The 25,474-nt window shown below is 69.2% G+C and carries 27 protein-coding genes and 1 tRNA gene; 12 read left to right on the top strand and 16 right to left on the bottom strand.

The features are described 5' to 3' along the window. Position 1: 1 nt before the first annotated feature. A complete protein-coding gene (locus tag LCF40_RS10135; RefSeq protein WP_224828376.1) occupies positions 2 to 1,063 on the bottom strand; it encodes a phosphotransacetylase family protein in 1,062 nt (353 codons plus the stop codon). Further along, positions 1,060 to 3,159, bottom strand: coding sequence for an acetate--CoA ligase family protein (locus tag LCF40_RS10130; RefSeq protein ID WP_224828375.1), 2,100 nt, complete (start codon positions 3,157 to 3,159; stop codon positions 1,060 to 1,062). Before LCF40_RS10130 ends, LCF40_RS10135 begins: the two co-directional genes overlap by 4 nt. 85 nt (positions 3,160 to 3,244) lie before the next feature. Between LCF40_RS10130 and LCF40_RS10125 the strand changes: the two genes are divergently transcribed. Next, a complete protein-coding gene (locus tag LCF40_RS10125) occupies positions 3,245 to 4,498 on the top strand; it encodes a tRNA(Ile)(2)-agmatinylcytidine synthase (RefSeq protein ID WP_224828374.1) in 1,254 nt (417 codons plus the stop codon). Positions 4,499 to 4,541: 43 nt separating this feature from the next. After that, a complete protein-coding gene (locus tag LCF40_RS10120; RefSeq protein ID WP_224828373.1) occupies positions 4,542 to 5,540 on the top strand; it encodes a Gfo/Idh/MocA family protein in 999 nt (332 codons plus the stop codon). Between the two features lie 4 nt (positions 5,541 to 5,544). Here LCF40_RS10120 and LCF40_RS10115 read toward each other — a convergent pair whose 3' ends face one another. After that, positions 5,545 to 5,748 carry a VNG_1110C family protein gene (locus LCF40_RS10115; protein ID WP_114576164.1) on the bottom strand — a complete coding sequence of 68 codons (204 nt, stop codon included), beginning with the start codon at positions 5,746 to 5,748 and terminating at the stop codon, positions 5,545 to 5,547. Between the two features lie 138 nt (positions 5,749 to 5,886). Between LCF40_RS10115 and LCF40_RS10110 the strand changes: the two genes are divergently transcribed. From LCF40_RS10110 to LCF40_RS10095, 4 genes are all read left to right on the top strand, one after another. Beyond that, a complete protein-coding gene (locus LCF40_RS10110; RefSeq protein ID WP_224828372.1) occupies positions 5,887 to 7,587 on the top strand; it encodes a hypothetical protein in 1,701 nt (566 codons plus the stop codon). 58 nt (positions 7,588 to 7,645) lie between these two features. After that, complete coding sequence (locus LCF40_RS10105) at positions 7,646 to 8,755, top strand: OBG GTPase family GTP-binding protein (RefSeq protein ID WP_224828371.1); 1,110 nt, start codon at positions 7,646 to 7,648, stop codon at positions 8,753 to 8,755. Next, a complete protein-coding gene (locus tag LCF40_RS10100; RefSeq protein WP_224828370.1) occupies positions 8,752 to 9,207 on the top strand; it encodes a DUF8050 family protein in 456 nt (151 codons plus the stop codon). Before LCF40_RS10105 ends, LCF40_RS10100 begins: the two co-directional genes overlap by 4 nt. 189 nt (positions 9,208 to 9,396) lie before the next feature. Continuing rightward, a complete protein-coding gene (locus tag LCF40_RS10095; RefSeq protein ID WP_224828369.1) occupies positions 9,397 to 10,506 on the top strand; it encodes a S1C family serine protease in 1,110 nt (369 codons plus the stop codon). Positions 10,507 to 10,531: 25 nt separating this feature from the next. Here the strand turns inward: LCF40_RS10095 and LCF40_RS10090 are convergent, their stop codons facing one another. Both LCF40_RS10090 and LCF40_RS10085 read right to left on the bottom strand, forming a co-directional pair. Then, positions 10,532 to 10,945, bottom strand: coding sequence for a DUF8036 family membrane protein (locus tag LCF40_RS10090; RefSeq protein ID WP_224828368.1), 414 nt, complete (start codon positions 10,943 to 10,945; stop codon positions 10,532 to 10,534). Then, on the bottom strand, positions 10,935 to 11,234 hold the full coding sequence (locus LCF40_RS10085; RefSeq protein ID WP_114576169.1) for an ArsR/SmtB family transcription factor: 300 nt from the start codon (positions 11,232 to 11,234) through the stop codon (positions 10,935 to 10,937). The genes LCF40_RS10090 and LCF40_RS10085 overlap by 11 nt, the downstream gene beginning before the upstream one ends. 170 nt (positions 11,235 to 11,404) lie before the next feature. On the opposite strand from LCF40_RS10085, the gene LCF40_RS10080 reads away from it, so the two are divergent. Both LCF40_RS10080 and LCF40_RS10075 read left to right on the top strand, forming a co-directional pair. Beyond that, positions 11,405 to 12,157 carry a VOC family protein gene (locus LCF40_RS10080; RefSeq protein ID WP_114576170.1) on the top strand — a complete coding sequence of 251 codons (753 nt, stop codon included), beginning with the start codon at positions 11,405 to 11,407 and terminating at the stop codon, positions 12,155 to 12,157. 121 nt (positions 12,158 to 12,278) lie between these two features. Continuing rightward, positions 12,279 to 13,148: an aminotransferase class IV gene (locus tag LCF40_RS10075; RefSeq protein WP_114576171.1), complete on the top strand. Its 870-nt coding sequence runs from the start codon at positions 12,279 to 12,281 to the stop codon at positions 13,146 to 13,148. Here LCF40_RS10075 and LCF40_RS10070 read toward each other — a convergent pair. Genes LCF40_RS10070 through LCF40_RS10060 form a run of 3 tightly spaced genes read right to left on the bottom strand, consistent with a single transcriptional unit; the run spans position 13,142 to position 14,969 of the window. Next, positions 13,142 to 13,309 carry a hypothetical protein gene (locus LCF40_RS10070; protein WP_198667830.1) on the bottom strand — a complete coding sequence of 56 codons (168 nt, stop codon included), beginning with the start codon at positions 13,307 to 13,309 and terminating at the stop codon, positions 13,142 to 13,144. The genes LCF40_RS10075 and LCF40_RS10070 overlap by 7 nt on opposite strands. Then, entirely contained in the window at positions 13,306 to 14,379 is a 1,074-nt protein-coding gene (locus LCF40_RS10065) for a saccharopine dehydrogenase family protein (protein ID WP_224828367.1), read from the bottom strand. The genes LCF40_RS10070 and LCF40_RS10065 overlap by 4 nt, the downstream gene beginning before the upstream one ends. A gap of 56 nt (positions 14,380 to 14,435) precedes the next feature. Beyond that, positions 14,436 to 14,969, bottom strand: a complete 534-nt coding sequence (locus tag LCF40_RS10060) for a helix-turn-helix domain-containing protein (RefSeq protein WP_114576172.1) — start codon at positions 14,967 to 14,969, stop codon at positions 14,436 to 14,438. A 102-nt stretch (positions 14,970 to 15,071) separates the two neighbouring features. Here LCF40_RS10060 and LCF40_RS10055 point away from each other — a divergent pair. Continuing rightward, positions 15,072 to 15,156: transfer RNA gene (locus LCF40_RS10055), tRNA-Leu, on the top strand. 133 nt (positions 15,157 to 15,289) lie between these two features. Here the strand turns inward: LCF40_RS10055 and LCF40_RS10050 are convergent. Continuing rightward, positions 15,290 to 16,468: an MFS transporter gene (locus tag LCF40_RS10050; RefSeq protein ID WP_224828366.1), complete on the bottom strand. Its 1,179-nt coding sequence runs from the start codon at positions 16,466 to 16,468 to the stop codon at positions 15,290 to 15,292. Between the two features lie 47 nt (positions 16,469 to 16,515). Continuing rightward, positions 16,516 to 17,271, bottom strand: a complete 756-nt coding sequence (locus LCF40_RS10045; RefSeq protein WP_224828365.1) for a glycerophosphodiester phosphodiesterase — start codon at positions 17,269 to 17,271, stop codon at positions 16,516 to 16,518. Positions 17,272 to 17,374: 103 nt separating this feature from the next. Between LCF40_RS10045 and LCF40_RS10040 the strand changes: the two genes are divergently transcribed. Both LCF40_RS10040 and LCF40_RS23410 read left to right on the top strand, forming a co-directional pair. Then, positions 17,375 to 17,935, top strand: a complete 561-nt coding sequence (locus tag LCF40_RS10040; protein WP_224828364.1) for a DUF420 domain-containing protein — start codon at positions 17,375 to 17,377, stop codon at positions 17,933 to 17,935. A gap of 209 nt (positions 17,936 to 18,144) precedes the next feature. Next, entirely contained in the window at positions 18,145 to 19,719 is a 1,575-nt protein-coding gene (locus LCF40_RS23410; protein WP_114576325.1) for an oligosaccharide flippase family protein, read from the top strand. 75 nt (positions 19,720 to 19,794) lie between these two features. Here LCF40_RS23410 and LCF40_RS10030 read toward each other — a convergent pair whose 3' ends face one another. The 4 genes from LCF40_RS10030 to LCF40_RS10015 all read right to left on the bottom strand — a co-directional run bounded on the left by LCF40_RS10030 (position 19,795) and on the right by LCF40_RS10015 (position 22,871). After that, entirely contained in the window at positions 19,795 to 20,061 is a 267-nt protein-coding gene (locus LCF40_RS10030; protein ID WP_114576176.1) for a hypothetical protein, read from the bottom strand. Between the two features lie 75 nt (positions 20,062 to 20,136). Then, on the bottom strand, positions 20,137 to 21,606 hold the full coding sequence (gene purF / locus LCF40_RS10025; protein ID WP_224828475.1) for an amidophosphoribosyltransferase: 1,470 nt from the start codon (positions 21,604 to 21,606) through the stop codon (positions 20,137 to 20,139). A gap of 167 nt (positions 21,607 to 21,773) precedes the next feature. Beyond that, positions 21,774 to 22,427 carry a bifunctional 4-hydroxy-2-oxoglutarate aldolase/2-dehydro-3-deoxy-phosphogluconate aldolase gene (locus LCF40_RS10020; RefSeq protein WP_224828363.1) on the bottom strand — a complete coding sequence of 218 codons (654 nt, stop codon included), beginning with the start codon at positions 22,425 to 22,427 and terminating at the stop codon, positions 21,774 to 21,776. 108 nt (positions 22,428 to 22,535) lie between these two features. Next, positions 22,536 to 22,871, bottom strand: coding sequence for a DUF7853 family protein (locus LCF40_RS10015; RefSeq protein ID WP_224828362.1), 336 nt, complete (start codon positions 22,869 to 22,871; stop codon positions 22,536 to 22,538). A 144-nt stretch (positions 22,872 to 23,015) separates the two neighbouring features. Here LCF40_RS10015 and LCF40_RS10010 point away from each other — a divergent pair, with 144 nt between their 5' ends. Beyond that, the gene (locus LCF40_RS10010; protein WP_224828361.1) at positions 23,016 to 24,422 is read left to right on the top strand and encodes a signal recognition particle protein Srp54; all 1,407 of its coding nucleotides are present in this window, start codon (positions 23,016 to 23,018) and stop codon (positions 24,420 to 24,422) included. On the opposite strand, the gene LCF40_RS10005 is transcribed toward LCF40_RS10010, so the two are convergent. After that, positions 24,423 to 24,845, bottom strand: a complete 423-nt coding sequence (locus tag LCF40_RS10005) for an RNA-binding domain-containing protein (RefSeq protein WP_224828360.1) — start codon at positions 24,843 to 24,845, stop codon at positions 24,423 to 24,425. Next, positions 24,842 to 25,423, bottom strand: coding sequence for an AAA family ATPase (locus tag LCF40_RS10000; protein WP_224828359.1), 582 nt, complete (start codon positions 25,421 to 25,423; stop codon positions 24,842 to 24,844). Before LCF40_RS10000 ends, LCF40_RS10005 begins: the two co-directional genes overlap by 4 nt. Between the last annotated feature and the right edge of the window lie 51 nt (positions 25,424 to 25,474).

Below are 25,474 nucleotides of genomic sequence, written 5' to 3'. Positions count from 1 at the left end.
ATCAGTCCCGAAGGAGGGCGTCGGTGTCGGCGTGGTCGGCGAGCAACCGGCCCATGGTTTCGACCGTGCGTTCGTCGCGGGTCCGGCCGCTCCGGACGACGTCCTCGGCCCGCTCGACGGTCGAGCGGGTGTCGGCGCCGACGACGAGAATCGGGACGCCCGCCTCCTCGGCGGCGCCGACCACGGCCCCGGAGGGACGGATCCCCCCCGAGAGCACGAGTGCGCGGACCCCTGGAGCCTCCAAGGCGACGGTCTGGAGGTCCGCGCGGTCGCCGCCGGTGATCAGGGCGCCGTCGCGGCTCCGCCGGAGGTAGGAGAGGGCCCCCTCGGCGCTCATCGCGCCGACGAGGAAGCGCTCGACGTAGGCGTCGGTCGGGGCGTCCCGGGTGACGATCTCGGCACCCAACTCGTCGGCGAGGTCGGCGACGGTGACACCCGCGAGGTCGCGCTCTCTGGGGAGTACGCCAAGGACGGGAACGTCTCGGCCCTCGAGAAAGCCCGCGGCCGCCTCGACCTCGTCGACGGCGGCGTCCGGGACGGCGTTGAACACGGCCCCGCGAAACCGGTCGCCAAAGCGTTCGGCCGCGCCGAGCACGCCGTCTACGTCGCGGGCGGAGTCGTAGCGGCCGACGAGGACGACCTCCGCGTCCAGCAGGTCGGCGACCGCCGGTTCGGAGAGATCGACGATCGAGCCGGTGTCGATCCGATCGGCCCCTTCGACGATCAGCAGGTCCCGGCCGTCGGCGAGGTCGTCGAAACACTCCCGGACGGTCGCCCGGAGTTCCTGGGGGTCCTCCCGGCCGCGGATCGCCTCGGAGACGAACGTTGGCGAGTAGACGATCGGCTCGAGTCGGTGCATCTCTGCGTCGAGGTCGAGGAGTTCGCGCGCGAGCATCGGGTCCTCGTCTCTGGTCTTTCCCACGTGGCTCTCGAGGCGGGTCCCCTTCGGTTTCATGTAGCCGACACTTTCGCCTCTCCCGGCGGCAATCTTCGCGAGCGCGAGCGCGATGGCGGTCTTTCCGGTGCTTTCCTCGGTGCCGGCGACGAGCAGGGTTCGGGTCATGGTTCGACGGTGAGTTGGAGGTCGATCGCGCACACCCCATCGGGCGTCGCGACCAGCGGGTTGATATCCAGTTCGACGATCTCGGGGAAGTCGGTCACGAACTGTGAGAGCCGGCCGATCGCCTCGACGATCCCCGCCTCGTCCACGGGCTCGCGCCCGCGGGCGCCACGGAGGAGCGGCGCGGCGTCGATCTCGCCGACCATCTCGCGGGCCTCGCGTTCGCTCACGGGGCCGACGCGGAAGGCGGTGTCCTCCAGGACCTCGACGAAGATCCCGCCCAGCCCGAACAGCAGGAGCGGGCCGAACTGGGGATCGCGGGTCATCCCGACGATCGTTTCAACGCCTTCCTCGGTGTCGACCAGCTCCTGGACCTGCACTCCGAGGACGGTCGCGTCGGACTGGTAGTTTCGCGCGCGGGCGACGAGGTCCTCGTAGGCGTCGGCGACCTCCCCGTCCGCGACGCCGACGCGGACCCCGCCGATGTCGCTCTTGTGGAGGATATCGGGGCTGACGATCTTCATGACGACGTCGCCCTCGACTCCCCTCGCGACCCGTTCGGCCTCCCCCGGCGACTCGACGACCGCGCCCTCGGGGGTGGGGATGCCGTAGGCGTCGAGGAGGTCCGTCGCCTCGACGCCGATCCGATTGTCGCCGCGTTCGGTGGCGCGATCCAGCACCTCGCGGGCGCGCTCGCGGTTGACGTCGAAACTCATGGGGTCGTCGTACTCTCGGCTCCCGATCTCTCGGTACTCATCGAGTGCGTCCAGCCCCTCGATCGCTCGGGCGGGATCGAAGTGGGCGGGGACCCCCGCCTCGGAGAGGGCCCCACTGGCGATCCGCGCGCTCTCCCCGCCCATCAGGCAGGCGACGATCGGCACCCCCGTCTCCTCGCGGATAGCGAGGATCGTCTCCGCGAGCGCGTCGAACGAGAGGACGGCGGTCGGCGCCGCGATCACCGTTGCCATCCCCACGTTCGGGTCGGCCGTCGCGGCCGCAAGCGCATCCCGAAAGCGCGAGACGTCGGCGTCGCCGATCACGTCGATCGGGTTGTGGACGCTCGCGGCGTCGGGCATGGCCTCCCGGAGTCGGCTCGTGGTCTCCTCACTGAACGAGGAAAGCGAGAGCCGGGAGTCCCCGACTGCGTCGGTCGCCATCACGCCCGGCCCGCCGGCGTTGGTGACGACCGCGACGCCGTCGCCCTCGGGGAGGGGTTGGCCCGCCAGCGTTTCGGCGGCGTCGAACAGTTCTTGAACCGTTTGTGCGCGCAGGACGCCGGCCTGTTCGAGGCCCGCCTCGTAGGCCCGGTCGCTGCCCGCGATCGCCCCCGTATGGGAGGAGGCAGCCCGCGCGCCGGCGTCCGTTCGACCGGATTTGACGAGGACGATCGGCGTCTCGCACGCACGGGCGGCCTCGATGAACCCCCGGCCGTCGTCGATCCCCTCGAGGTAGCCGACGATGACGTCTGTCTCCGGGTCCTCGTCGAACTCCCGGACGAAGTCCACCTCGTCCAGAACGGCCTTGTTGCCCAGCGAGACGACGTTTCGAAAGCCAAGCCCCCGGTCGCGGGCCCAGTCGACCACGCTCGTGACGAACGCCCCCGACTGGCTCAGAAAGGAGATCGAGCCCTCGAGGGGCGCGTCGGGACCGAACGTGGCGTTGAAACCGGTGCCGGTTCCGATCACGCCCAGGCTATTGGGCCCGACGAGGTCGAGCTCGTACTCCGCGGCGATCTCGCGGAGGTCGCGCTCGCGGGCGACGCCCTCGCTGCCGGTCTCGCCGAAGCCCGCCGTGATGACGACGACGCTCCCGATCCCGACCTCGCCGGCCGTCCGGACGGCCTCGACCGCGGCGTCGGGCGGGACGGCGACCACCGCGACGTCGGGGTCGCCCGCCTCGGCGAGGGAATCGACGCAGTCGACGCCGAGCACCGACTCCCGCGAGGGGTTGACGCCGACGACCTCGCCGCCGAACGGAGCGAGGTTCTCGACGATCGCACGGCCGACCGACCCCTCGCGGTCGGTCGCGCCGACGACGGCGACCCGCCGGGGAGCGAAGAGATCGGTCAGCGATCCCGCCGACTCCGTCGGTACGCCCATACGCCATCCATCGGAGCGAGCGTAATAAGCGTGGCCGCGGCCCGCGCCCGAAACGCGTTACTGCCCGCGGTTCCAACTGGATCCGATGACCGTCGTCGCCGTCGACGACACCGACTCTCGCGAGGAGGGGATGTGTACGACCTACGTCGCCGCCCGGATCGCCAGCGCCCTGTCGGGCGTCGAGCGACTGCTCCTCGTCAGGTTGAACCCCGCCGTCGAACACAAGACCCGCGGGAACGCCGCCCTCGCCGTCCATGCCGACTGTGATCCCGGCGAGGCGTTTTCGGTCGCCCGCGAGACGGTCACCGACCTCGCCGCGGGGGACGGCACGGCAAACCCCGGTGTCGTCGTCGCCGATCACGCGCCCGAGGCGGTGCCCGACTCCGTGAGCGAGTTCGCTCGGGAGGCGGTCCGGGACCACCTCACGATCCCCGAGAGCGAGGCGCTGATCGAGCGGGCGGGCTATCGTGCTTGGGGAGCGGGCAACGGCCGGGGCCGGATCGGCGCGCTCGCGGCGGTCGGCGCCTGGTCGACGCTCTCGGAGTGGACCCTCGAGGAGATCTCCTACCGCGAACCGGAGCGGTGGGGCACGCCCCGCGAGGTCGATCACCAAAGCGTGTTCGCGGCCGCAAAGACGGGTTACCCGGCGGTGTGGGACACCGTCGACCGGATCGAGGGCGAGACGGTCTGTGTCCCCCACACGCCGGGACCGATTCTGTACGGCATCCGCGGCGACGACGCCGATGCGGTCAGGCGGATCGCGGCGAGGATCGAGAGCGAACCCGTTGCGGAGCGCCAACTGTTCGTCACGAACCAGGGGACCGACGTCCACCTCCGGGAGGGTGAGATCGGCGAGCTCCGGAACGGCCGGGCCTATCGCCTCTCCGGCGAGGTCGTTTCGGGTCCCGAAACCCGCGAGGGAGGCCACGTCTTTTTCGAGGTCGGTGACGGCGACCGTCGGCTGGAGTGTGTCGCCTTCGAGCCGACCAAACGCTTTCGCGAGCGGGTCCGGGGGCTGCGGGCCGGTGACTCCCTTACGGTCTGTGGGGAACTCTCGGGGGGCACCCTCAAACTCGAGAAGTTCGCCGTCCGCGACCTGCGGACGACCCGACTCGAGACCCCGACCTGTCCCGACTGCGGCCGGCGAATGGAGAGCGCCGGAGCCGACCAAGGCTATCGGTGTCGCGACTGTGCGAGGACGGCAGAGGGGAAGGTCGAACGGGCAGTAGAACGCGAGCTCGAGGAGGGTTGGTACGAGGTGCCCCCCTGTGCCCGCCGCCATATCGCGAAACCGCTGGTACGCGGCGGGTTCGACGCGCCCGTCCACCCCGAGCGCTGAGGCGGAACGAAACCGCTTACCCGCTCGCCGAGCGTGGGGGTGTATGGACGAGACGATCAGGACGGCGGTCGTCGGCACCGGCGGCTGGGGAACCCACGTCGCGACCCAGTTTCACGAGAATCCCGGAGCCGAGGTCGTCGCGCTGGCCGATGTCGCCGAGGCGAGCCGCGAGCGAGCGGGCGAGCAACTCGCGGTCGCGCCCGATCATCGCTACGAGAGCCACGAGGAGATGTTCGAAAGCGAGGACCTCGACGCGGTCCAGATCTCCTCGCCGCACACCCTCCACTACGACCACATCATGGACGCCCTCGACGCGGGCCTCCACGTCTTCTGTGAGAAGCCCTTTACCCCCGGCGTCGATCGCGCCCGCGAGATCACCGAGCGCGTCGAAGGGAGTGAGGAGGTGTTCATGGTCGGCTACCAGCGCCACCTCTGTACCGCCTACGTCGAACTCCGGGAGGCGATCGCGGCCGGCGAGATCGAACCGAAGTTCGTCACCGCCGAGATCGCCCAGGACTGGATCCAGAACGTCGCGGGCACCTGGCGAGTGAATCCGGATCTCTCGGGTGGCGGCCAGCTGTACGACAGCGGGAGCCACGTCTTAGATGCCATCGTCTGGATGCTCGACGCCCGGCCGACGAGCGTCTCCGCCGAGATGAGTTACTACGACGAGGCCGAACGGATCGACCTCCAGGCCGCGCTCTCGGCCGAGTTCGAGGACGGCACCGTCGCCTCGATCGGCGTCTCGGGGGACTCCCCGGACGTCTTGGAGCGGATCGCGATCCGGGGCGACGGCGGCCGGGGCATCATCGAAGGCGAGGGCTGGGACGACCGCCAACTGATCCGAACCGGCGCCGAGGGCGAAAGCAAGACGATCGAGGGCGTGCTCTCGACCGCGGAGAAAGTCGGGGCGTTCCTCGAGTCGGTCCGCGAGGGGACCGAGCCGCCCGCGACCGCGCGGACGGCGCTGTACGCGACGATGCTCACCGAGGCTGCCTACGAGTCGGCCCGGGCGGGCGAGCGCGTCGAGATCAAGTATTGAGGAGCTAAGGCAAGGCGACGCCGTTCCGCGCGAGGAACTCGCCGGCACGTTTGATCTCGACGGGGCTGCCGATGATCCGGTAGTGGTCCTCGCCCTCCTCGAACACCGTCACCGTACACGCGTCGTCGAGGCCCGCCTCGAGCCCTGCCAGCGCCTCCCGGGGAAGAACGATCTGGGTGCTGTCGCGCAGCGACGACGGGTCCGGCATCGTCCGGCCCGTGCGTATCCCGGATGATATGTGTGTCGAAGTCATGTCACACGGCCGGTTTCGACCTCGACTCCGTTCGCCCGCCGAAACGACAACGGTGCGAAAGGTTTAGGGTCGGCGGGGAGACAGGGACGGACGATGAACGGAGTCTCGCGTGCCGCCTCGGTCGTCGCCCGCACGGAGTTTCGCCGGACCGTCCGTGTCGTCGCCGGCGACCGGACGAAGCTGCTGGTGCTCGGGGCCGTCGCTCTGTTCATGCTCGGTCCCGTGAGCGTGTTCGGGGTGCTCGGGCTCTCGGCGGCGGGCGAGGCCGTCGCCGCGGGGGGCGTCGGCGACCTCGGGTTTGCGACGCCGACGGAGATCGTCACCGGCGGCGCTGCCGTGCTCTGGGTCGGGGTCGCGGTCATGGCCACGATCCGGACGACGACCGCGGTCGCAGATGTCGAAAAGCCCGCGTGTCTGCTGATCTCGACGCCACTCAGGAACGCCGTCGTCGGCCTCGTCGGCGCCGAGATCGCCCTCTTCGGCGCCTGGATCGCCGTCCCGACGCTCCTGCTCTCGGGGGCCTTTGCCTACGGCGCGGGGACCGCCCTGCCGGTGCCCGCCGCGGTCGCCGTCGTCGCCGTGCTCCTCGTGACGGCCGTCCCGGTCGGCTTCGTCGTCGGCGTCTGGATCCGCCACCTGCTGACGGTCTACGAACCGGTCGCGCGCTTCCGGACCGTCATCGGCGTCCTCGCCTTTGCCGTCTACATGGGTCTGATCGCGACGGGCTGGTTCAACAGGATCACCTCCGTGGTGTTCTCGGTGCTGGGGGACAGCCCGCTTGGCTGGCCCGGCCACCTCCTGCTCGTCGGCGTTCCGACCATCGACCCCTCGCCGGTGGCCGCGGTCGGCGCTCTCGTCGGCACCGTCCTGTTCGTCCCGGTCGCCCTCGCCGCCGGCGTCGCCTCCGCGCGGGTCCACTGGTACGCGGACCCCGCCCGGACCGAGGGCGGAGGCAGCGGGGACGAGACCGCCACGTCCCGCGAGCCCGTCGAGCGCGCGCCCGGTCGGCTCGAAAGCGCCCTCGTCCCCACCGTCGGGCGGCCGGCCTGGACAGTCGCGGCGACCGCTCTTCGCCGGACCAAGCGGGCGCCGGTCCGGTTGCTGTACGTCGCCTACCCGCTGTTCGGCGTGTTCCCGCTCGCGCAGACGGTGTACTCGACGGGGACGTTTCCGTCCTATCTCGCCGTCCTTCTCTCGTTGTACGTCGTCTGGGCCGCGGGCGCGTTCGCCACTCTGAACCCACTCGGCGACCTCGGACCCGCGCTGCCGGCCGCGATGACCTCGACGGTGTCGGGACGAGCCTCGACCCGGGGACTGATCCTCGCGGGCGCGGGCGTTACCGCCCCGATCGGCCTCCTCGTCGCCCTGGCGGCGGGAGTCGCGAGCCCGCTCCCGGTCGAGCGAACGCTCCTCCTGGTCGCCGGAACCGTCGTAGGGGCGGTCCTCTCGCCCGCGCTCGCGACCGGCGTCGGCACCGCCTTCCCCCGCTTTGGCAGCGTGAAGGTAACGAACAACCGGGAGGCGGTGATGCCGAGCAAGGCCGCTTTCCTTTGTTACAGCCTCGCGATCGCCCTCCCCGCGGCGGCCGCCGCGGTCATCGCCATCGACGCTGCCGCCCTCCTCGCCGATGTTCTGACGGCGCTTCTCGCCTTCCTCCCCGTGATCGGCGAGCCGACCGTCCCCGCGGGACTGATCACGGCCCTCGCCTGGCTCGTTCTCGTGGTCGGGCTGGTCGCGCCCCTCGCCGGCTACCGGTACGCCGTCGCCCGCTTCGACGGCTACCGGATCGAGTGAGGGAGTCGGGGTCGCGCATAGAAAGGGTTTTTCGGCACGACCGGCTGGCTAGGGACAAATGGGGCTCGAGGAGGAGATCGAGGAGATCGAAACCGAGATCGAGGACACCCCCTACAATAAGTCCACGGAGTCCCACATCGGCCGGCTAAAGGCGAAGCTCGCGGAGAAAAAGGAGAAGCTGGAGAACCAGTCCTCCGCGGGCGGCGGGACGGGCTACTCCGTCGAGAAGACCGGTGATGCGACGGTCGCCCTCGTTGGCTTTCCCAGCGTCGGGAAGTCCTCGCTGCTGAACTCGCTTACGAACGCCGAGAGCGAGACGGGCGACTACGAGTTCACGACCCTGGACGTCAACCCCGGCATGCTCGCCCACCGGGGCGCGAACATCCAGTTGCTCGACGTGCCGGGGCTGATCCAGGGCGCAGCAACTGGAAAGGGCGACGGGAAGCAGGTGCTCGCGGTCGTGCGCAACGCCGACCTCGTCCTGTTCGTGCTCTCGGTGTTCGAGATCGAACAGTATGATCGCCTTCAGGAGGAGCTGTATAACATCAACATCCGGGTCGATCGCGACCCCCCGCGGGTGACCGCACGCCGGAAGCACAAGGACGGCATCCGGGTGACCTCGAGCGCCGACCAGGATCTGGATGAAACGACGATCAAGGAGGTCGCCCGCGAGTACGGCTACGTCAACGCCGATCTCAACCTCGGCGAGAAGGTGGACATCGACCGGCTCGTCGACGGTCTGATGGAGAACCGCGAGTACATCCCCTCGATCACCTGCGTCAACAAGGTCGACCTGATCGATCCCGACTACAAGGAGACGGTGGACGACCAACTGCGCGAGCGCGGGCTCGACCCCGAGGAGGTCACGTTCATCAGCGCCGAAGCGGAGCGCGGTCTCGACACCCTCAAGGACCGGATCTGGGAGCACCTCGAGTTCATCCGGGTCTACATGGACAAGCCCGGTCGCGGGATCGACCGCGAGGAGCCCCTGATGCTCCGGGAGGGCGCGACCGTCGAGGACGCCATCGACAAGCTCGGCGGCGAGTTCGAGGAGCGCTTTCGGTTCGCGCGGGTTTCGGGGCCGAGCGCGACCCACGACGAACAGCAAGTGGGTGATCAGCACGTCCTGCAGGACGAGGACGTCCTGAAGCTGATCCTCCGGCGGTGACGCGCACAGGCGAGGGGAGCGCCGGTGCCGTCCGCGACCGAAAGGCGATATGGGCGTGGCGCCTCGCCGTCCTCGCGCCGCTCGTGGTGCCGCTGGTCGCCGTCCGGACGACCTCGGCGACGCTCGTCTTCCCCTGGGGGATGGTCGCGCTCGAGGGGTTCTACGTCACCACCCTCCCGGAGTACCTCTCGGCGACTGCGGGCCTCCCCCGGTACCTCCGGATGTGGCCGGTCGGAACCGCCTGTTACGTCCTCGGGGCGGTCTGGGCGGCCGGCGAGCGGCTCGGCGCCGACCCGCGGGTGGCCGCCGGCCTGTTCGCGCTCGCGGCGCTCGCCGCCGGCTGGATGGCCTGGGGGCTGGCCGCCGAACCGACACGGTCGGCGGTCCCGGTCGGCTCTGTCCTGCTGGGTGGGCTCGCGGGCTGGGCATACCTGAACGGGCGAGAGCGGTAGTTCCCGCGCAAGGTAGCCCCGCGGAGGAGCCCGCGCGCGAAGACGGGGAGGCGGCCGGCGAGCCGTTCGACGCGGGCGGGGGCACCGGATTCGTGACGAAATTGTGCCTCAGTTGTCCCCGAGTTGTCCCGGAGTTGTATCGGAGTTCGGCCAACGGTTTTCCGGTCTGCGGCGCTTCGATTAGATGCAATGACACCGAACCAACCGAGTCGCCGCGCCGTTCTCTCCGCTGCGGGCGTTACGCTCGCGTCGGCGCTCGCCGGCTGTAGCGCGGAGAACATCGGATCGGTGACCGCGAACGGAACCGACGGTGACTCCGAAAACGAAACCGACGAATCCGGCAACGACTCCGCTCCGTCGGCCGCCGGCTCGACGGGGGGATACGCGGCGGTCTACGACGACGTGATCGGGTCGGTCGTCCTCGTTCGGGTCGGGGGCGGCTCCGCGGGCAGTCAGGGCTCGGGCGGTGGCCAGGGATCGGGCTGGGTGTACCGCGACGGCTACGTCGTCACCAACGCACACGTCGTCACCGACGCGACGGACGTCCAGGTGCGCTTCGCCGAGGGCGAGTGGCGCGACGGGTCGGTCGTCGGGACCGACGCCTCGAGCGATCTCGCCGTGATCGAGGTCGACGAGAAACCCGACTACGCGGAGGCGCTTTCGCTGGTCGAGAGCCAGCCCGCAGTCGGGACGGAAGTCCTCGCGATCGGGAACCCCTATGGGCTCGAGGGCTCGGTCACCTCGGGACTCGTAAGCGGCGTCAACCGGTCTATTCCGGCGCCGAACGGCTACACGATCCCCGACGGGATCCAGACCGGCGCGCCGGTCAACCCCGGCAACTCCGGCGGGCCCCTCGTCACCACGGACGGTGAGGTCGTCGGCGTGATCAACTCCGGCGGCGGCGAGAACCTCGCGTTCGCCATCTCGGCGGCCCTCGTCGACCGGGTCGTCCCGGCGCTCGTCGAGGACGGGAGCTACGACCACCCGTACCTGGGAATCGGGTTCCGGACGGTGACCCCCGAGATCGCCTCCCAGGCCGGCCTCGACGGGCCACGCGGCGTAGCGGTCGCCCGAGTCGAACCGGACGGGCCGTCCGCGGATGCCCTCCGGCAGGGCGACGTCGTCGTCGGCGTCGCGGGCCGGACGATCGACGACGGCCAGGAGCTCTCGTCGTATCTCGCCCTCGAGGCGTCGCCCGAGGAGACCGTCGAGTTGGCGGTGCGTCGCGACGGCGAGCGACGGACGGTATCGGTTACTCTCGGGGTACGACCCGAGCGGCCGGCGACGGCCTCCCGGTAGCGAGCCCGGGTCGCTCCACTTGGGCTCACGTCTGGCTCTGGTAGAACAGGACGACGATTCCCACGCCGACGAACACGTGCGGGATGAACAGGAACGGCCCGAGGTCGACCCCCGGCGAGAAGCCGAAAAGCGCCGCGACGTAGGGGTTCGACGTCAGCGCGTAGAGCAGCAAGGCGACGCTCAACACGAGCATGCTCCGCGTGTATTTGTTCGGAAGGCCCCGGTACAGCGAGACGTACGACCGGATCAGGAGGACGAGGACGATCAGGTTGAACGTCGTGACGAACAGCTGGATCCGGACGAGCGCCACCAGCAACTCCGGGGGCCCGAACGGAAACGGCGGCGTCCGCCCGAGCGTGAGCGTGGCAGCGTATCCGGCGACCGCCGCGACGGCGGCCACGATACCCGTCTTTACGAGCGCGGAGCGTTCACGTGTCATTGGTGGTGGTCTCGATGTCGGCTTGGGCGGCTATCTCCTCTAGAACGTCGACGTTGCGTTGCATTCGATCGGTCAGGAAGTACATCCGACCGTAGTTGCCGCCCTGGGTGTCGACGACGTCGTTTTCCTCGAGCACTTCGAGATGGTGCTGGACGGTCTTGTAGTTCAGATCGAGTTCCTCCGAGAGCTGATTGGTGTTCATCGGCCGATCGCCGAGCGTTCGGACGATCCGGAGGCGGTTTTTCCCGCCGCGGGAACCGCCGATCAGCCACCAGAGCACCTGCCGCATCGAGTAATCAAGGTCGGAATGGACGGAAATAGGTTCTGATGGGCGAAACGGGGTCCGCGTACCCGGGCCCCGATCGCCCGTTGACCATCACTGCCGGCCACGGCACTGGTGGGTGTCCGGCGGTCGCCGCCTCCGCTACGCTTTTGGCTCGGGGTCGCACATGACCTTCCATGCACGCGACGCTCGACCACGTGATGATGCGCGTCGAGGACTTGGAGGAATCGCTCGACTTCTATCAAGAGAACTTCGGCTACGTCGAACACGGCCGCTGGGACGCCGACACGTTCACGAACGTCCACCTCGGCCCCAAGGACAAGCCCGACGACGGCGCGACCCTCGAGCTGACCTACAACCACGACGACCGAACGTACGAGATGGGCGACGGCTGGGGCCACATCGCGGTTCGGGTCGAGGACGTCGAGGACGCCTACTACGAGCTGATGGACAACGGCGTCGAGGACTACCGCCGGCCCGAGGACAACCCCGGCTACGCGTTCGTCAAAGACCCCGACGGCCACGAGATCGAGATCGTCGAACGCGACTACGGCGAGCGCTGGTCGCTGGACCACACGATGATCAGAGTCGAGGACGCGACCGAGGCGCTGGGCTACTGGACCCGGACCCTCGAGTACGAGGAGACCGGCCGCTGGGAGGCCGACTCCTTCGCGAACTACTTCATGGCTCCCGAGGATGCCTCCCGCGAGGAGATGGACCTCGAACTCACCTACAACTACGACGGGCGCAGCTACGACCTCGGGGACGCCTGGGGCCACGTCGCGGTCCGCGTCGACGACTTGGAGGAGGACTGGGAGACGCTGATGACCCGCGAGAGCGAGGACTACCGCGATCCCGAGTCGTGTGATTACAACTACGCCTTCACGAAGGACCAGGACGGCCACGAGATCGAAGTCATCGAGCGGTAAGGCGGTTTTTTGGTGCAGGTTTTTCAGCGAACGGTGGCGAGCGACGGCGAGCCGCCCGAGCGGAAACGGTGTCCCCGACCCGACGTCCAGTCCCTAAATACCCGCGAGCCGAAGCGACGGTATGGCCGAGCGACTCTATCACGTCGACGGCGAACTCCGGCCCCGAAGCGAGGCGACGGTCTCCGTCGAGGACCGGGGGTTTCGGTACGGCGACGGTGCGTTCGAGACGATGCGGGCCTACGGCGGCGCGGTCTTCGAGTGGGCGGCCCACGTCGACCGCCTCGAGGCCACCTGCGAGGCGATCGGGCTGGATCACGGCCTTTCCCGTGGGGACCTTCGAGAGCGGATCGACGAGACGCTCGCGGCGAACGACCTGCTCGACGCCTACGTCCGGCTCTCGATCACTCGCGGGGTCCAGCCAGGGAAGCTGACCCCCGGTCCCGCGGTCGATCCGACGGTCGTCGTCGTCGCCAAGCCGCTCCCGCGGGGCGGGCTCTCCGGGGAGGCGATCTGGGCCGATGACGGCCCCGCCGCCCTCGAGACGGTCCGAACTCGACGGGTTCCCGACGAGGCGATCCCGGCGGGCGCGAAGACCCACAACTACCTGAACGGGATCCTCGCCCGCCGGGAACTCCACGACGCCGACGAGGCCCTGGTTCGCGACGGTGAAGGGTACGTCGCCGAGGGCGCGACGAGCAACGTCTTCTTCGTCACCGGGGAGGGAGTACGGACGCCGACGACCGACGGTCCGGTGCTCCCGGGAATCACGCGGCGGGTGGTGATGGAACTCGCCGAGGAGGCCGAGATCCCGATCGAGGAGGGGTACTACGAGCCCGCGGCGATCCGGGAGGCCGAGGAGGTCTTCCTCACGAACACGACCTGGGAGGTTCGGCCGGTTCGGACCGTCGACGGCATCGACCGCGAGGTCGGCCCCGTCACCGAGTTGCTCGCCCGACTGTACGACGAGCGCGTCGAGACGGCTTGTTACTGACCGCCGCTGGCGTGCATCCGATAGCGGATCCCGAGGTAAACCATCACGAGGCCAAAGGCGAGCGCGAACAGGGGTTCGCCGTCGGCCAGCGCGAAGACGAACGCGACCGCGTTGAGCGCGACCCCGACGAGGTAGAACGCGCCGGCCCGGTCGACGTTCATGGCACCTCTCCGGGTGCCACGAGCAGTTCCCGATCGACGCCGGGGAACTCGAGGACCAGATCGGGACCCAGGGCGGTCGCCGGCGTCTGATAGCCTGGATCGACCTCGCCCGCGACGACCCGTTCGGCGATGGCCGTCGCGGCCTGTGCCGTAAATCCGTACGGTTCGGAGGTCTCGACGCGTCCCCGCGCCACGTCGTCGCCGTCGGTCGCCTCGGCCCAGACGACCGCCGAGCCGGTAGCACGTTCGCGCGCGCTCGGGCCCGAGATCGCAGCGTCGATCAGTCGGTCGCCGAGCCACCTGGCAGGCCGGCTGCCGACCAGTGGAGCGAGCCGCTCCATCCGACGCATGAGCCCGATTGCGGGCGAGGGAACGGCGGCGTAGGCCGTGACGTCCTCGGCGCCGGTCGAGCGGGGCGCCGAGACGACGTCGGCCCACGGCACGGTGACGGCGCTCCGGGTGCCGTAACCCCGCCCGAACTCGATCTCGCGGACGTCGTCGGCCGCCGGAACCCGCCGCAGCCGACCCTCCCGGCGGACGACCGCGCCCTCGCCCGCCATCCGGAGGATCGTTCTGGCGGTCCCAGCCGATATCGAGGCTCCGCCGGCGATCCCGATGGTAAGCTCCTCGACCGATCCCAACTGGTCGGCGAGGAAGGCCGCGAGACAGTCCGAGGGGACGATGTCGAAGCCGGCGCCCGGAAGGAGAGCGATCCCCGCCTCACGCGCGCGGTCGTCGTTCTCGATGAGGTCCTCGAACACCCGGAACTCGCCGGTGATGTCGAGGTAGTCGGTTCCGGCCTCGAGACAGGCCTCGACGAGCGGCCCGCAGGTATCGACGAACGGGCCGGCACAGTTGAGGACCGCGTCGAACCCCTCGAGGTACTCTACAATCCCTTCGGTCGGCCCGTCGAGCGAGAAGGCTCGACTCTCGAGACCGAGGGCGTCGGCCTGGTCCTCGAGGCGGTCGCGGTTTCGGCCCGCGAGCGTCGGCTCCCGTCCACGTCGGACGAGCCGGTGGGCGATCAGCCGGCCGGTGTAGCCGTAGGAGCCGTAGACGAGCAGGTCCATACGAGGTTCGGCGGCGCCGTCGCCGTCAACGTGTCGCTTCCGGCCGGTCCGCGGGATCACTCCGCGAGTTCGACCTCGAGGACCTCCTCTAGCTCCCGGACGAGGCCGCCGCCGACGCCGGCCTGGGTCGCCCGGCCCTGTTCGATCGCGAGCAGGTCGGATTCGGGGACCTCGAGCTCGTCGGCGAGTTCGCCGCGCTGGTAGCCCGCGTCCCGGCGGGCCTCGACGACGACCTCGCCGTAGTCCGAGACCAGGTACGGAAGCTGGTCGTCGTCGTAGTTGGTTCCCTCACGCTCCCAGTGTTCGGAGTCGCCGTCCCAGATCGGGTTCGCCTTCGCGGTGTTCCGGGCGGCGCGTTTGCGCCGCTCGGCCTCGCTGTCCTGACTGCCGCCGTGGCTCTGGCCGCCGCCCGCGCCGCCCGAGCCCGACCGCCTGCCCGAACCGCCCTCGCCGTGGGGCGCACAGTCGGGACAGACCTCGAGTTCGGCGCCGGCGACGGTCGCCGTCCGGAGCGAGCCGCTCTCGGCGCCACAGAGCTCGCAGCTGTCGCCACCGCCGCCCGACGAGGTGCCCGTCGAGTATTTCGCCATAGGGGACGTTGGGGGCTACCGCATTTGAATACACCGCTCGCGGGGGCCAAAGCGAAACCCATATCAAACAACTCCGTCTACTCGGGAATGCAGTCTTGCCGCGCGTGGGTAGCCAAGCCAGGCCAACGGCGCAGCGTTGAGGGCGCTGTCCCGTAGGGGTCCGCCGGTTCGAATCCGGTCCCACGCATTCTCTCGACGCGAGCAAATCCGCGAGCGTCGCGAATCGTACGACCGGATTCGAAGTAGAGAAGACGTGCACAGCGAAGCGACCACGTCTTCGCGTGGTTCGAATCCGGCCCTACTTTTCGTCCACCGCCGGCTCAGACCCACAGGAAGACGACGATCGCGGCGACGAGCAGTGCGATCAGCCCGAGGAACGCGGGGGTGTAGCCGACGACGCCGGCCGCGAAGCCGACGTAGGCGGGGCCGAGACTCCCGACGCCCGCGTAGATGGTCTTGAACGCGCCGAAATCCCCGCCCATGCTCTCGTCGGGAAAGCGGGTCATGAGGTGGGCCTGGATCACTGGCGGGAACGCCCAGATGCCGAGCCCGAACGAGAGGATTCCGAGGGCGATGACCGGGAGCGAGGGGCCGAGGACGAACCCGAGGAGACCGGCGATGCTCAGACAGAGCCCGCCGACGGCGACGGGGACGTGGGAGAGGCGGTCGCCGAGGTAGCCCGCCGTCGGCATCGTTATCACGGCGCCGAGAAAGAGGACGGCGAAGCCGGCGCTTGCGTACGCGGAGGGCAGGCCGCGTTCGGCCTGCAAGAAGAGCGGAAGGAAACCGATCACGGCCTGCATCGCGAAGATGCCACAGGTGTAGCCGACGACGAGCCACCGGACCTGGCGGTCGCCGAAGACGCGCCAGCCGGTTGCCAGGAGATCGAACCCGACGCGGGCGAGTTCGTAGGGTTCGTCGATCCGGCGATGGGCGAACGTCGCCGACGCCACCAGGAAGGCGACGAGCGGGGGGAACGCGAGGCGCCACCCCCCGATCGAGAGGACGGCGACGGCGCCGCCGGCGGCGACGATGGGCCCGACGAACCCCAGGGCGTCCTGGACCCCGAACGCCTGGCCGCGTCGGTCGACGAAGAGGTCGGCGAGCAGGCCACGCAGCGCGATCCAGTAGAGACCGGCGCCGAGGCCGGCCGTCGCGGCGCCCCCGAGGAGGGCGGGGTATGAGCCGGCGACCGAGAGGACCCCGAAACCGGCGGCGGCGACGAGAGCGGCGGCGACCAGGACGGTCTTGCGGGTGAGCTGGTCCGAGAGCCGTCCGCCGGGGTACATACACAGCGCGTACGCCGCCGAGAGCACGGAGATGGCGACTCCTGCCTCGAACGACGAAATCGCCAGGTCCTCGACGATCGCCGGAAGCAGCGGCGAGAGGACGTTCCGGCCGAGCTGGATCGCGAGGTAGCCCGTCGAGAGCCCGATCAGCAACCGTCCGGAGTATCCCCCGATCAGCCGCTCGCCACCCGACCGCTCGCCTGCGTGCACGAGTGGCGTTCCCGCCCCCGCTTGCATGTAGCTTCCGTTCGGCCCGATTACCGCCGGGACCGGCCCAGACAGCGCGCCGAGTCAGCGAAGACGCCGTCGACCCCGACGAGCGCGAGTGCGAGCATCTCGAGCCGGGAGTCGACCGTCCAGGCGTTGACCGCGAGCCCCCGCCGGTGGGCCCGCGGGACGATCGCCGACCGAAACGGGAGGTCGGCACGGGGGTGGACGGCGACGCAGTCGAAGCGATCGGCAACCGAACAGGTCCCCCGCGACGAGCGGGTGACGTACGCGAGTGCGACCTCATCGCCGCCGTCGGCGGCCCGGACCTCCTCGAGAACTTCGGGATCGAACGCGGAGAGCAGGACCCGCTCTCGGCCGGCGACGGCCGCGAGGGCGTCGGCCGCGAGCCCGCGTTCCTTGAGTTCGACGTTGAGGAGCACGTCGTCGGGAACGGCATCGAGGACGTCCTCGAGACGGGGGACCGTCGCCCCGTCGCCGACCTCGATCTCCCGGAGGGCGGTCCACTCCGTCTCGCCGACGGGGGTTGGGTCGCCGGTGAAGCGCTCGACGTCGGCGTCGTGGACGCAGACGAGTTCGCCGGAGGCGCACCGACGGACGTCAATCTCGACCCCGTCGGCGCGGTCGGCGGCCCCGCGAACCGCCGGGACGGTGTTCTCGGGGGCGTCGGCCGCGAACCCGCGGTGGGCGAACGTCGTCAGCGATCTCGCCCGGATTCCGGCGAGGACCGCGAGCCCGGCCGCGAGCACCCCGGCGACGAGAGCGTCGGTCGCCCGTTTCCTCATGTCGTCCGGCTTCCGTCCGGCGGGGCTTATACCGACCGGTACTCCGACGTCGGGGGGCAGGTCGAGAGAGCAATCCCTTTCTCCCGGGGCGCCAAGATCCGGTATGGCAGTCGTCCGATCCCGGGTCCCGCTCCTGACGGCGGTGTTGAGCGTCGCCTCGCTCGCGGTCGTCTTCGCTGCCGCCGGCGGACGGATCCCGCCGTCGGCGGTCCCGGGGGCACCGTCGTGGGTCCTCGAGGCGATCCCGCACGTCAACGCGGCGATCAGCCTGACGGCGATCGGGACGATCGCCGCGGGCTGGCGGGCGATCAGGGCCGGCCGGATCGACCGCCACCGGGCGGCGATGGTCGCCTCCTTTCTCCTGTTCGTGGCGTTTCTCGGGCTCTACCTCTACCGGCTGGTCGCGCTGGGGGGCCCCGCTTCCTTCCCGGGGCCGGCGGCCGTCGAGCGGTTCGTCTATCTCCCCGTGCTCGCCGTCCACATCCTGCTCGCCGTGGTCTGCATCCCGCTTCTGTACTACGTCCTTCTGCTGGCGGCGACTCGCCCGGCGGCGGAGCTTCCGGCGACCCGCCACGCCGCTGTCGGGCGGGTCGCGGCGACGCTCTGGCTCGTCTCCTTCGCTCTGGGGGTCGTCGTCTACACGATGTTGTATCACGTCTACTGATCCGAACTGCCGTACATCACTGACCTGTCCGACGGCCGAGCACGCTCCCTGCCCTCCGACCCTCTCGTGGGATCGCCGAACTATAATAGGTGGGCGACGTACCGATGATCGCTCTCGATGTACCGGACGTGCCGATCGCCCTCTCCGTTCGCTCCGTGCCCGCCTGAGGTCCCGGCGGGCGGTCCGTCTCCCGATTCGGGGTGGGCCCCGTGAAACGGAGCCTCACGAGCGGGATCCTCTCGGTCGCGAGCGGGCGGGCGATCACGACGGTGCTCGGGATCCTCTCCTCGCCGTTGCTCTACCGCTGGATGGACGAGGGCGAGTACGGCGCGTACGCGACGGTGCTGGCCGCCCACTCGCTTTTCATGATCCTCGTGAGTACGGCCATCTCCGACGGCGTCCGGAAGTTCGTCGCCGAGACCCGCGAGGAGTCCGGCTGGGAGCGGTCGGTCGTCGGCTTCTACGTCCGACTGGCGACGCTTCTGGCGATCCTCGGCGCGACGGTGCTGGCGCTGCTCACCTACGTCGGCGTCTTCGACGCGCTCTGGGGCCCCGAGTTCCGGACGTACCTCTACGTTGTCGTCGGGTTGGTGATCACCTCCCAGTACTGGGAACTCGCCCGGAAGTCGCTCATGGGGCTGGGCCTCGAGCGCTACTCCGAGCCGTTGAAGGTGCTCTACAACGTCGCGTTCGTGGTCGTCGCCGTCCCCCTGGTCTACTACGGCTACGGCGTCGTCGGCGCGCTCGCGGGCCAGATCATCGCGACCGGCGTGGCCGCCGTCCTCGGGCTCGGGCTCTTGCACTCGAGGCTGTCGCTGCGCGGGGTCTTCCGGTTCGGGAACGACGGCCTCCCCAGACGCGAGATGATGGCGTTCAACTCGCTGTCGATCGTGCTCGTCTTCCTGGTGATGTCGCTATACCACATCGACGTGATGATGCTTCAGGCGCTCGTCCCCGGGGGCCAGGTCGACCACTACAAGGCGGCGCTGGTGTTCGCCGAGTTCCTCTGGTTCGCGCCGGTGACCCTCCAGATGGTGTTCGTCCAGTCGACCTCGGAGCTGTGGTCCCAGGGGCGAGAGGCAGAGGTCTCCCGGATCGCGGCGCGGACGAGCCGGTACACCTTATTGCTGACCGCAGTGATGGCCGTCGGCATGGCGGCGCTGGCCGACGACGTCGTACCCGTCTACTGGGGCCCCGGCTCGGAGCCGGTGATCGCTCCGTTGCTCCTCTTGCTTCCCGGCGCGGTCGGGTTCGCGCTCGCGCGCCCGATCCTCGCGATCAGCCAGGGGAAAGGCGAACTCCGGTACCCGATCGCCGCGACCGGGGTCGCGGCGCTGTTGAACGCCGTGCTGAACGCCGTTCTCATCCCGCGCTACGGGATCCAGGGAGCGGCGGTCGCGACCTCGATCGGCTACGGCTCGATGGCCGTCCTCCACGTCTGGAGCGCCCGGCAGGTCGGCTTCGACCCTGCTGCCGACGCCCGGTACGTCCGCATCGCCGCCACCACCGTCGTCGCGGCGGTCCCCATCTTCTCGCTCGCCGACGCGATCTCGGCGTCGATCGCCGTCCCCCTCGTCGGCCCGGTCCCGGTCTCGGCGGCCGTCGTCCCGCCCGTCGGGCTCGCGATCTTCTTCGTCACCGCCATCGTCTTCCGGGCGCTCGAGCTGACCGAGATGCTCCGGATCCTCGCGGGGTTTCCCGACCCGATCGGATCGGCGGCACGCCCGCTGTGTCGTCGGGTCCGGGAGTTCGACGGCGAGGGCGGGCTGTCTCGGTACTTCTGACTCCAAAACTTCGGCTCACGGAGTAGCGAACCAAACCCGCGAAGCCGTAGATTCGAACCGCCTGCCCGGCGGTTGCTATATCGTCTCGAGGAGAGTGCCGGCGACGGCGAGTACGGCCCCGAGAAGCGCCAAGCGGACCACTCGTGCGTCCGGAGCTGATTCGGACGAGTCGCCAGTGGAGATCCGGTCGTAGATCACGCCCAGAACGATCCCGAAACCGCCGATCGCCATCAGTAGCGAGGCGAGGGATGTTTCCCCGCCGAGAATCTCCGAGAGCCCGTTTAGTCCCAAGAGGCCCCCGACGACGGATAGGGACACGTGATAGATTAACGCCCTGTCCATGGATGGCTGTTTCCACTTCGACTATTAAACGTTTTCACCGCCCGACAGGTTACTGGAGGTCGGACGCCGGGAGAGTCAGTCGTCGGCGCTCATCGCGGCCTCGATCGTCGGTCGGCTGACGGGCCGGTCGGTCTCCTCGCCGGCGATGTCGTATGGGTACTCGCCGGTGACACAGCCCATACAGAGGTCGGTCCGATCGGTCGCCAGGACGTCGGCGACGGCCTCGGTGGAGAGGTACGCGAGGCTGTCGGCGTCGATCTCCTCGCGGATCTCCTCGACCGTTTTGTCGGCGGCGATCAGCTCCTCGCGGGTCGCCATGTCGATCCCCATGTAGCAGGGGGCGACGATCGGGGGCGCGCCGATGCGCATGTGGACCTCCGCGGCGCCGCTGTCGCGAAGGAGGGAGACGAGCTGGTTCGAGGTCGTCCCGCGGACGATCGAGTCGTCGATGAGGGTGATCGATTTCCCCTCGACGGTGGACTTGATTGGGTTCAGTTTCAGGCGGACCGCGCGCTCGCGTTCGTCCTGGGTCGGCATGATGAACGTCCGGCCGACGTAGCGGTTTTTCATCAGCCCCTCGGCGAACTCGACGCCGTCGTCGTCCTCCGGGCGGTCGGCCCCGCCGGGAGTCGTCTCGCTTGCGGCGTCGGCGTAGCCCGACGCGAACGCCCGTCCCGAGTCGGGGACGGGCATCACGACGTCGCTCTCGACACCGCTTTCGGCCCACAGTTTGCGACCGAGGTTCCGCCGTACCTCGTAGACCAGGCTGTCGTCGATCACGGAGTCCGGGCGCGCGAAGTAGACGTGTTCGAAGAAGCAGTGGGCGGTGTCGTCGAGGTCGACGAGCTGGTAGGAGTCGAAGCCGGAACCGTCCTCGGCGAGGACGACGAGCTCGCCCGGGCGGACGTCACGGACCAGTTCCCCATCGAGGGTGTCGATTGCGGCGGACTCGGAGGCGAGGATGTAGCCGTCCTCCAGCTCGCCGATACAGAGCGGGCGATTCCCCTGGGGGTCTCGGACGCCCATGATCGTGTCGTCGTGGCTGATCGTGAGCGCGTACGAGCCGTGGATCCGGTCCATCGTCCGCTTGACCGCCCGGACGAGGTCGGCATCGAGCAGGTTCCGCGCGAGGTCGTGGGCGATGACCTCGGTGTCGCCGTCGCTGGTGAAGGCGTGGCCGATCCCCGCGAGTTCCTCGCGGACCTCCGCGGCGTTGACGAGGTTGCCGTTGTGGCTCAGGCCGAGCGAGCCGCTCTTGAACGACACCGAGAAGGGCTGGGCACAGCTCGAATCGACGCTGCCCGCGGTGGGGTAGCGGACGTGGCCGATCCCCGCCGACCCGTTCAAGTCCTCGAGGTCGCCCTCGGTGAAGGCGTCGCCGACCAGCCCCATCGAGACGTGGCTGTGTTGCTGGAAGCCGTCGTGGGTGACGATCCCCGCGGACTCCTGGCCGCGGTGCTGGAGCGCGTAGAGTCCGTAATAGAGGGGGCGCGACGCCGGTCGGCCGTCGAGGGAGATGCCGACGACGCCGCACTTCTCGGTCATCCCGGTCCGCTGGGGGATCTCGCCCCGCGGGTTGCTCATGGGACGGGAGTCGAACCGAGCGACCAAAAAGCTCCTTGTTCGTGCCTCGATCGCCCGACCCGGGCGGGGAAGTATGCACGAACCTGGATACTTCCGCGAAGGCCGCCCCGGTGGGTGGCCGTCGGACGCTACTCCGAACGGGCGTCGGCGACGGCCTCGACGAACCGGGCGGCGTGTTCGCGGACGCCGTCCATATCGCCCCGATCGATCGCGTCGTAGTCGATCATCGCCGATCCCGCGCCGACCGCGGTCGCGCCCGCCGCGAAGAACTCGTCGACGTTGTCGGGACTGACGCCGCCGGTGGCGACGATCGGCAACTGGCCGAGCGGGCCCTGGATCGCGCTGATGTAGCCGGGACCGAGATCCGAGGCGGGAAACACCTTCAGCATGTCTGCGCCTGCCTCGGCCGCCTCGACGGCCTCGGTCGGCGTCGCGACCCCCGGAATCGCGACCTTGCCGTAGCGGTTGCAGGCGGTGACCATCCCGCGATCGAAGTGCGGCGCCAGGATGTAGTCGGCGCCGGCCTCGATGACGTTTACCGCCATTGCTTCGTCGAGGACCGTCCCCGCGCCGACGACGGCGTCCGTCTCGGCGAGCGCCCGGTCGACGTCGGCGATCAGTTCGCTGGCGCGCGTCGCGTCGGCGGTCACTTCCAGCGCCTCAACGCCGCCCTCGTGGAGGGCACGGGCGACGGGGACGACGTCGTCCTCGCCGATCCCGCGCATGACGGCGACGACGCCCGCGTCGACGATCCGCTCGTAGGTTTCGAGTTTGTCGGCCATACCGGCGGATCGAGGGGCACCACAATAAGCGCTGTCACGTCCCGACTGCGGGCCGTCGCCTCTCTCAGTCTCGACCCCTCGAACGGTTGCGGTCGATGCCGTCCGCGATCAGGGACCCGCGTGACTGATCGAACCGCGAGGCGTCCCCTCCCCGTCGAGTCGGTCGAGAAGCCGCCTCGCGGTCGGCCTGTCCCGGTCGGGGGTGTCCCGTGCGTCGACGTACCGGTCGAGTTCGTCCCGGAGCCGTCGACACTCCTGGCGGGTGAACCAGTGGGTGCCGGCCTCGAGCTTGTCGAAGATTCGGTAGACGTCCATCGAGGGTGGATCGGTCTCGGGCGAGCGGGCCTCGAGTTCCATGCGGTCGAGCATCAGGTGGTGGAGGAGCCACTGTTCCTCGTGGGACAGCGACAGGGTCACCCCTCGGCGTTCGGTGGATGCGGTCATGGGAGGGCGTCTTCGAGAAGGGTCCCGACGCGCGAAGGAGACGTGCTTACGATAGCCGGGGGTTCGAGAGGGGGTGCGGGCGGTGCGGATCGGGGCGGGGGCGACGGACAAGGCTTTAACCGCCCGGCGACCTACCGGGAGCAAATGGTACTCGACGATCTCGGAAGCTCGCTCCGGGGCACGTTGGACAAACTCCGCGGGCAGTCGCGGATCTCCGAGGAGGACGTCGAGGAGGTCGTAAAGGAGATCCAGCGATCGCTGCTGTCGGCCGACGTCGACGTCTCGCTCGTGATGGAGCTGTCGGACAACATCGAGGAACGGGCCCTAGAGGAGGAGCCCCCGGCGGGCACCCCCGCGCGGGACTTCGTTCTCCGGATCGTCTACGAGGAGTTGGTCGATCTCATCGGCGAGTCGACAGATCTCCCCTTAGAGGGGCAGACGATCCTGCTCGCGGGCCTCCAGGGCTCGGGGAAGACGACGTCGGCCGCGAAGATGGCCTGGTGGTTCTCGACGAAGGGGCTCCGGCCGGCGGTGATCCAGACCGACACCTTCCGGCCGGGCGCCTACGAACAGGGCAAACAGATGGCCGAGCGCGCCGAGGTCGACTTCTACGGCGATCCCGACGCCGACGACCCCGTCGCGGTCGCCCGCGAGGGACTGGAGGCGACGAGCGAGGCTGACGTCCACATCGTCGACACCGCGGGTCGCCACGCCCTGGAGGACGACCTCATCGCCGAGATCGAGGAGATCGAGGGTGTCGTCGAGCCCGACACCTCCCTGCTCGTGCTCGACGCCGCGATCGGACAGGGAGCGAAAGACCAGGCCGCTCAGTTCGACGAGTCGATCGGGATCGACGGCGTCGTCATCACGAAACTCGACGGGACCGCGAAAGGTGGGGGCGCGCTCGCCGCGGTCGATCAGACCGACTCCTCGATTGCCTTCCTGGGGACTGGGGAGGAGGTCGAGGACGTCGAGCGCTTCGAGCCCGAGGGCTTCATCTCTCGGTTGTTGGGGATGGGCGATCTGGGCCAGCTCGCCGAACGCGTCGAGCGCGCGATGGCCGAGACGGGCATCGAGGAGGAAGACGACTGGGACCCCGAGGACCTCCTCTCGGGGCAGTTCACGCTGAACGACATGCAAAAACAGATGGAGGCGATGAACAACATGGGACCGCTCGATCAGGTCCTCGATATGATCCCCGGGTTCGGCGGCGGGATCAAAGATCAGTTGCCCGACGACGCGATGGACGTGACCCAGGACCGGATGCGTTCGTTTTCGGTGATCATGGACTCGATGACCGACGCCGAAAAGGAGTATCCCAGGGCGATCGGCGCGAGCCAGATCGAGCGCATCGCGCGCGGGTCGGGCACCAGCGAGGAGGAGGTCCGCGAACTCCTCCAGCAGTTCAAGATGATGGAGAAGACGCTCAAGCAGTTCCAGGGGATGGGCTCGGACAAGGAGATGCAGCGGATGATGAAACAGATGCAGGGCGGCGGCGGTGGCGGGATGGGCGGACTGGGCGGCGGCGGTGGCGGCGGTCCCTTCGGCTGATCAGACCTCGGGGTCGATCGGCCGGCCGCCCTCGGTGGGAGGTGCGACGTGATCGACGTACTCCTCGATACCTGGCTCGTGGACACGGACCCGGACCGTGATCTCGCCGAGTTCGTCGGGTTCGCCCACCGAGAAGTTGACTCGGCTCTGGAAGGCGGCCCCTTTCTTGAGCGCGAAGGTGAACGTATCCTCGCCCTCGCGGTTGCCGAAGAACTCGCCGCGGGCGGTATCGAGGATCTCCTGGCGGTGGAGCAGCTCCGAGAGGTGATCGAGGGAGTGGGCCTCGCCGCGGATCTCGCCGTGGCTCTCCTCGATATCGGCGTTGGGAAAGATGTTCTCGACTGCGTCCACGACCCGGGCGGTGACCTCGGTGGGGAACACGGGGGCCGCGAGTTCGACATCGATGCGGTAGACGTCGGTCATGGTTCGTGAGTGGGGGAGTGGTTCCGGTCGATCCCGCCCTCGCGGATGACCGTCCGGATGCGTTCGTGGAAGGCCTCGAGGGAGTCGGTGTTCTCGATGGTGACCTCGGCGCGCTCCATCGCCTCGCCCATCCCGAAGCCGCGTTCGCGTTCGTCGCGCTCGGCGAGGGGTTCGCCGCCGTCGTCCTCGCTCGTGTCCCGTCCCCGGTCCTCGACGCGTTCCCGGCGGAGGTCGAAGGGGGCCTCGATGCTGACGAGGGTGAAGGCGTCGCCGAAGCGGTCCTCGAAGCGATCGACCTCGCGGTCCGAGCGGAGGCCGTCGACGAGGACGGTGTCGTGGTCCTCCAGGCGGTCCTCGATCATCGGGAGCGAGCGTTCGGCGATCGCAGCGGGGCCGTTCTCTTTTCGGAGGGCCTGGGCGACCTGGCCGTGGTCGCTTGCTGGATCGAGGCCGCGATCGGCGGTCTCCTGGCGGACGACGTCGCCCATCGTCACGACCGGGATGCCGGCCTCCCGTGCGACCGTGGCCGCCTCTCCCTTGCCGCTGCCCGCGAGGCCCACGGTTCCGATGACGTGCATTGGGGGCGGATACAGCGGTGGTGAGCATAAGGGCTGTGTCTCGGGGGCGAA

The organism is Saliphagus infecundisoli (assembly GCF_020177375.1).
GTDB lineage: Archaea > Halobacteriota > Halobacteria > Halobacteriales > Natrialbaceae > Saliphagus > Saliphagus infecundisoli.
The sequence above is the reverse complement of the archived record's forward strand: the minus strand, read 5'-3'. Positions and strand labels throughout refer to the sequence as shown.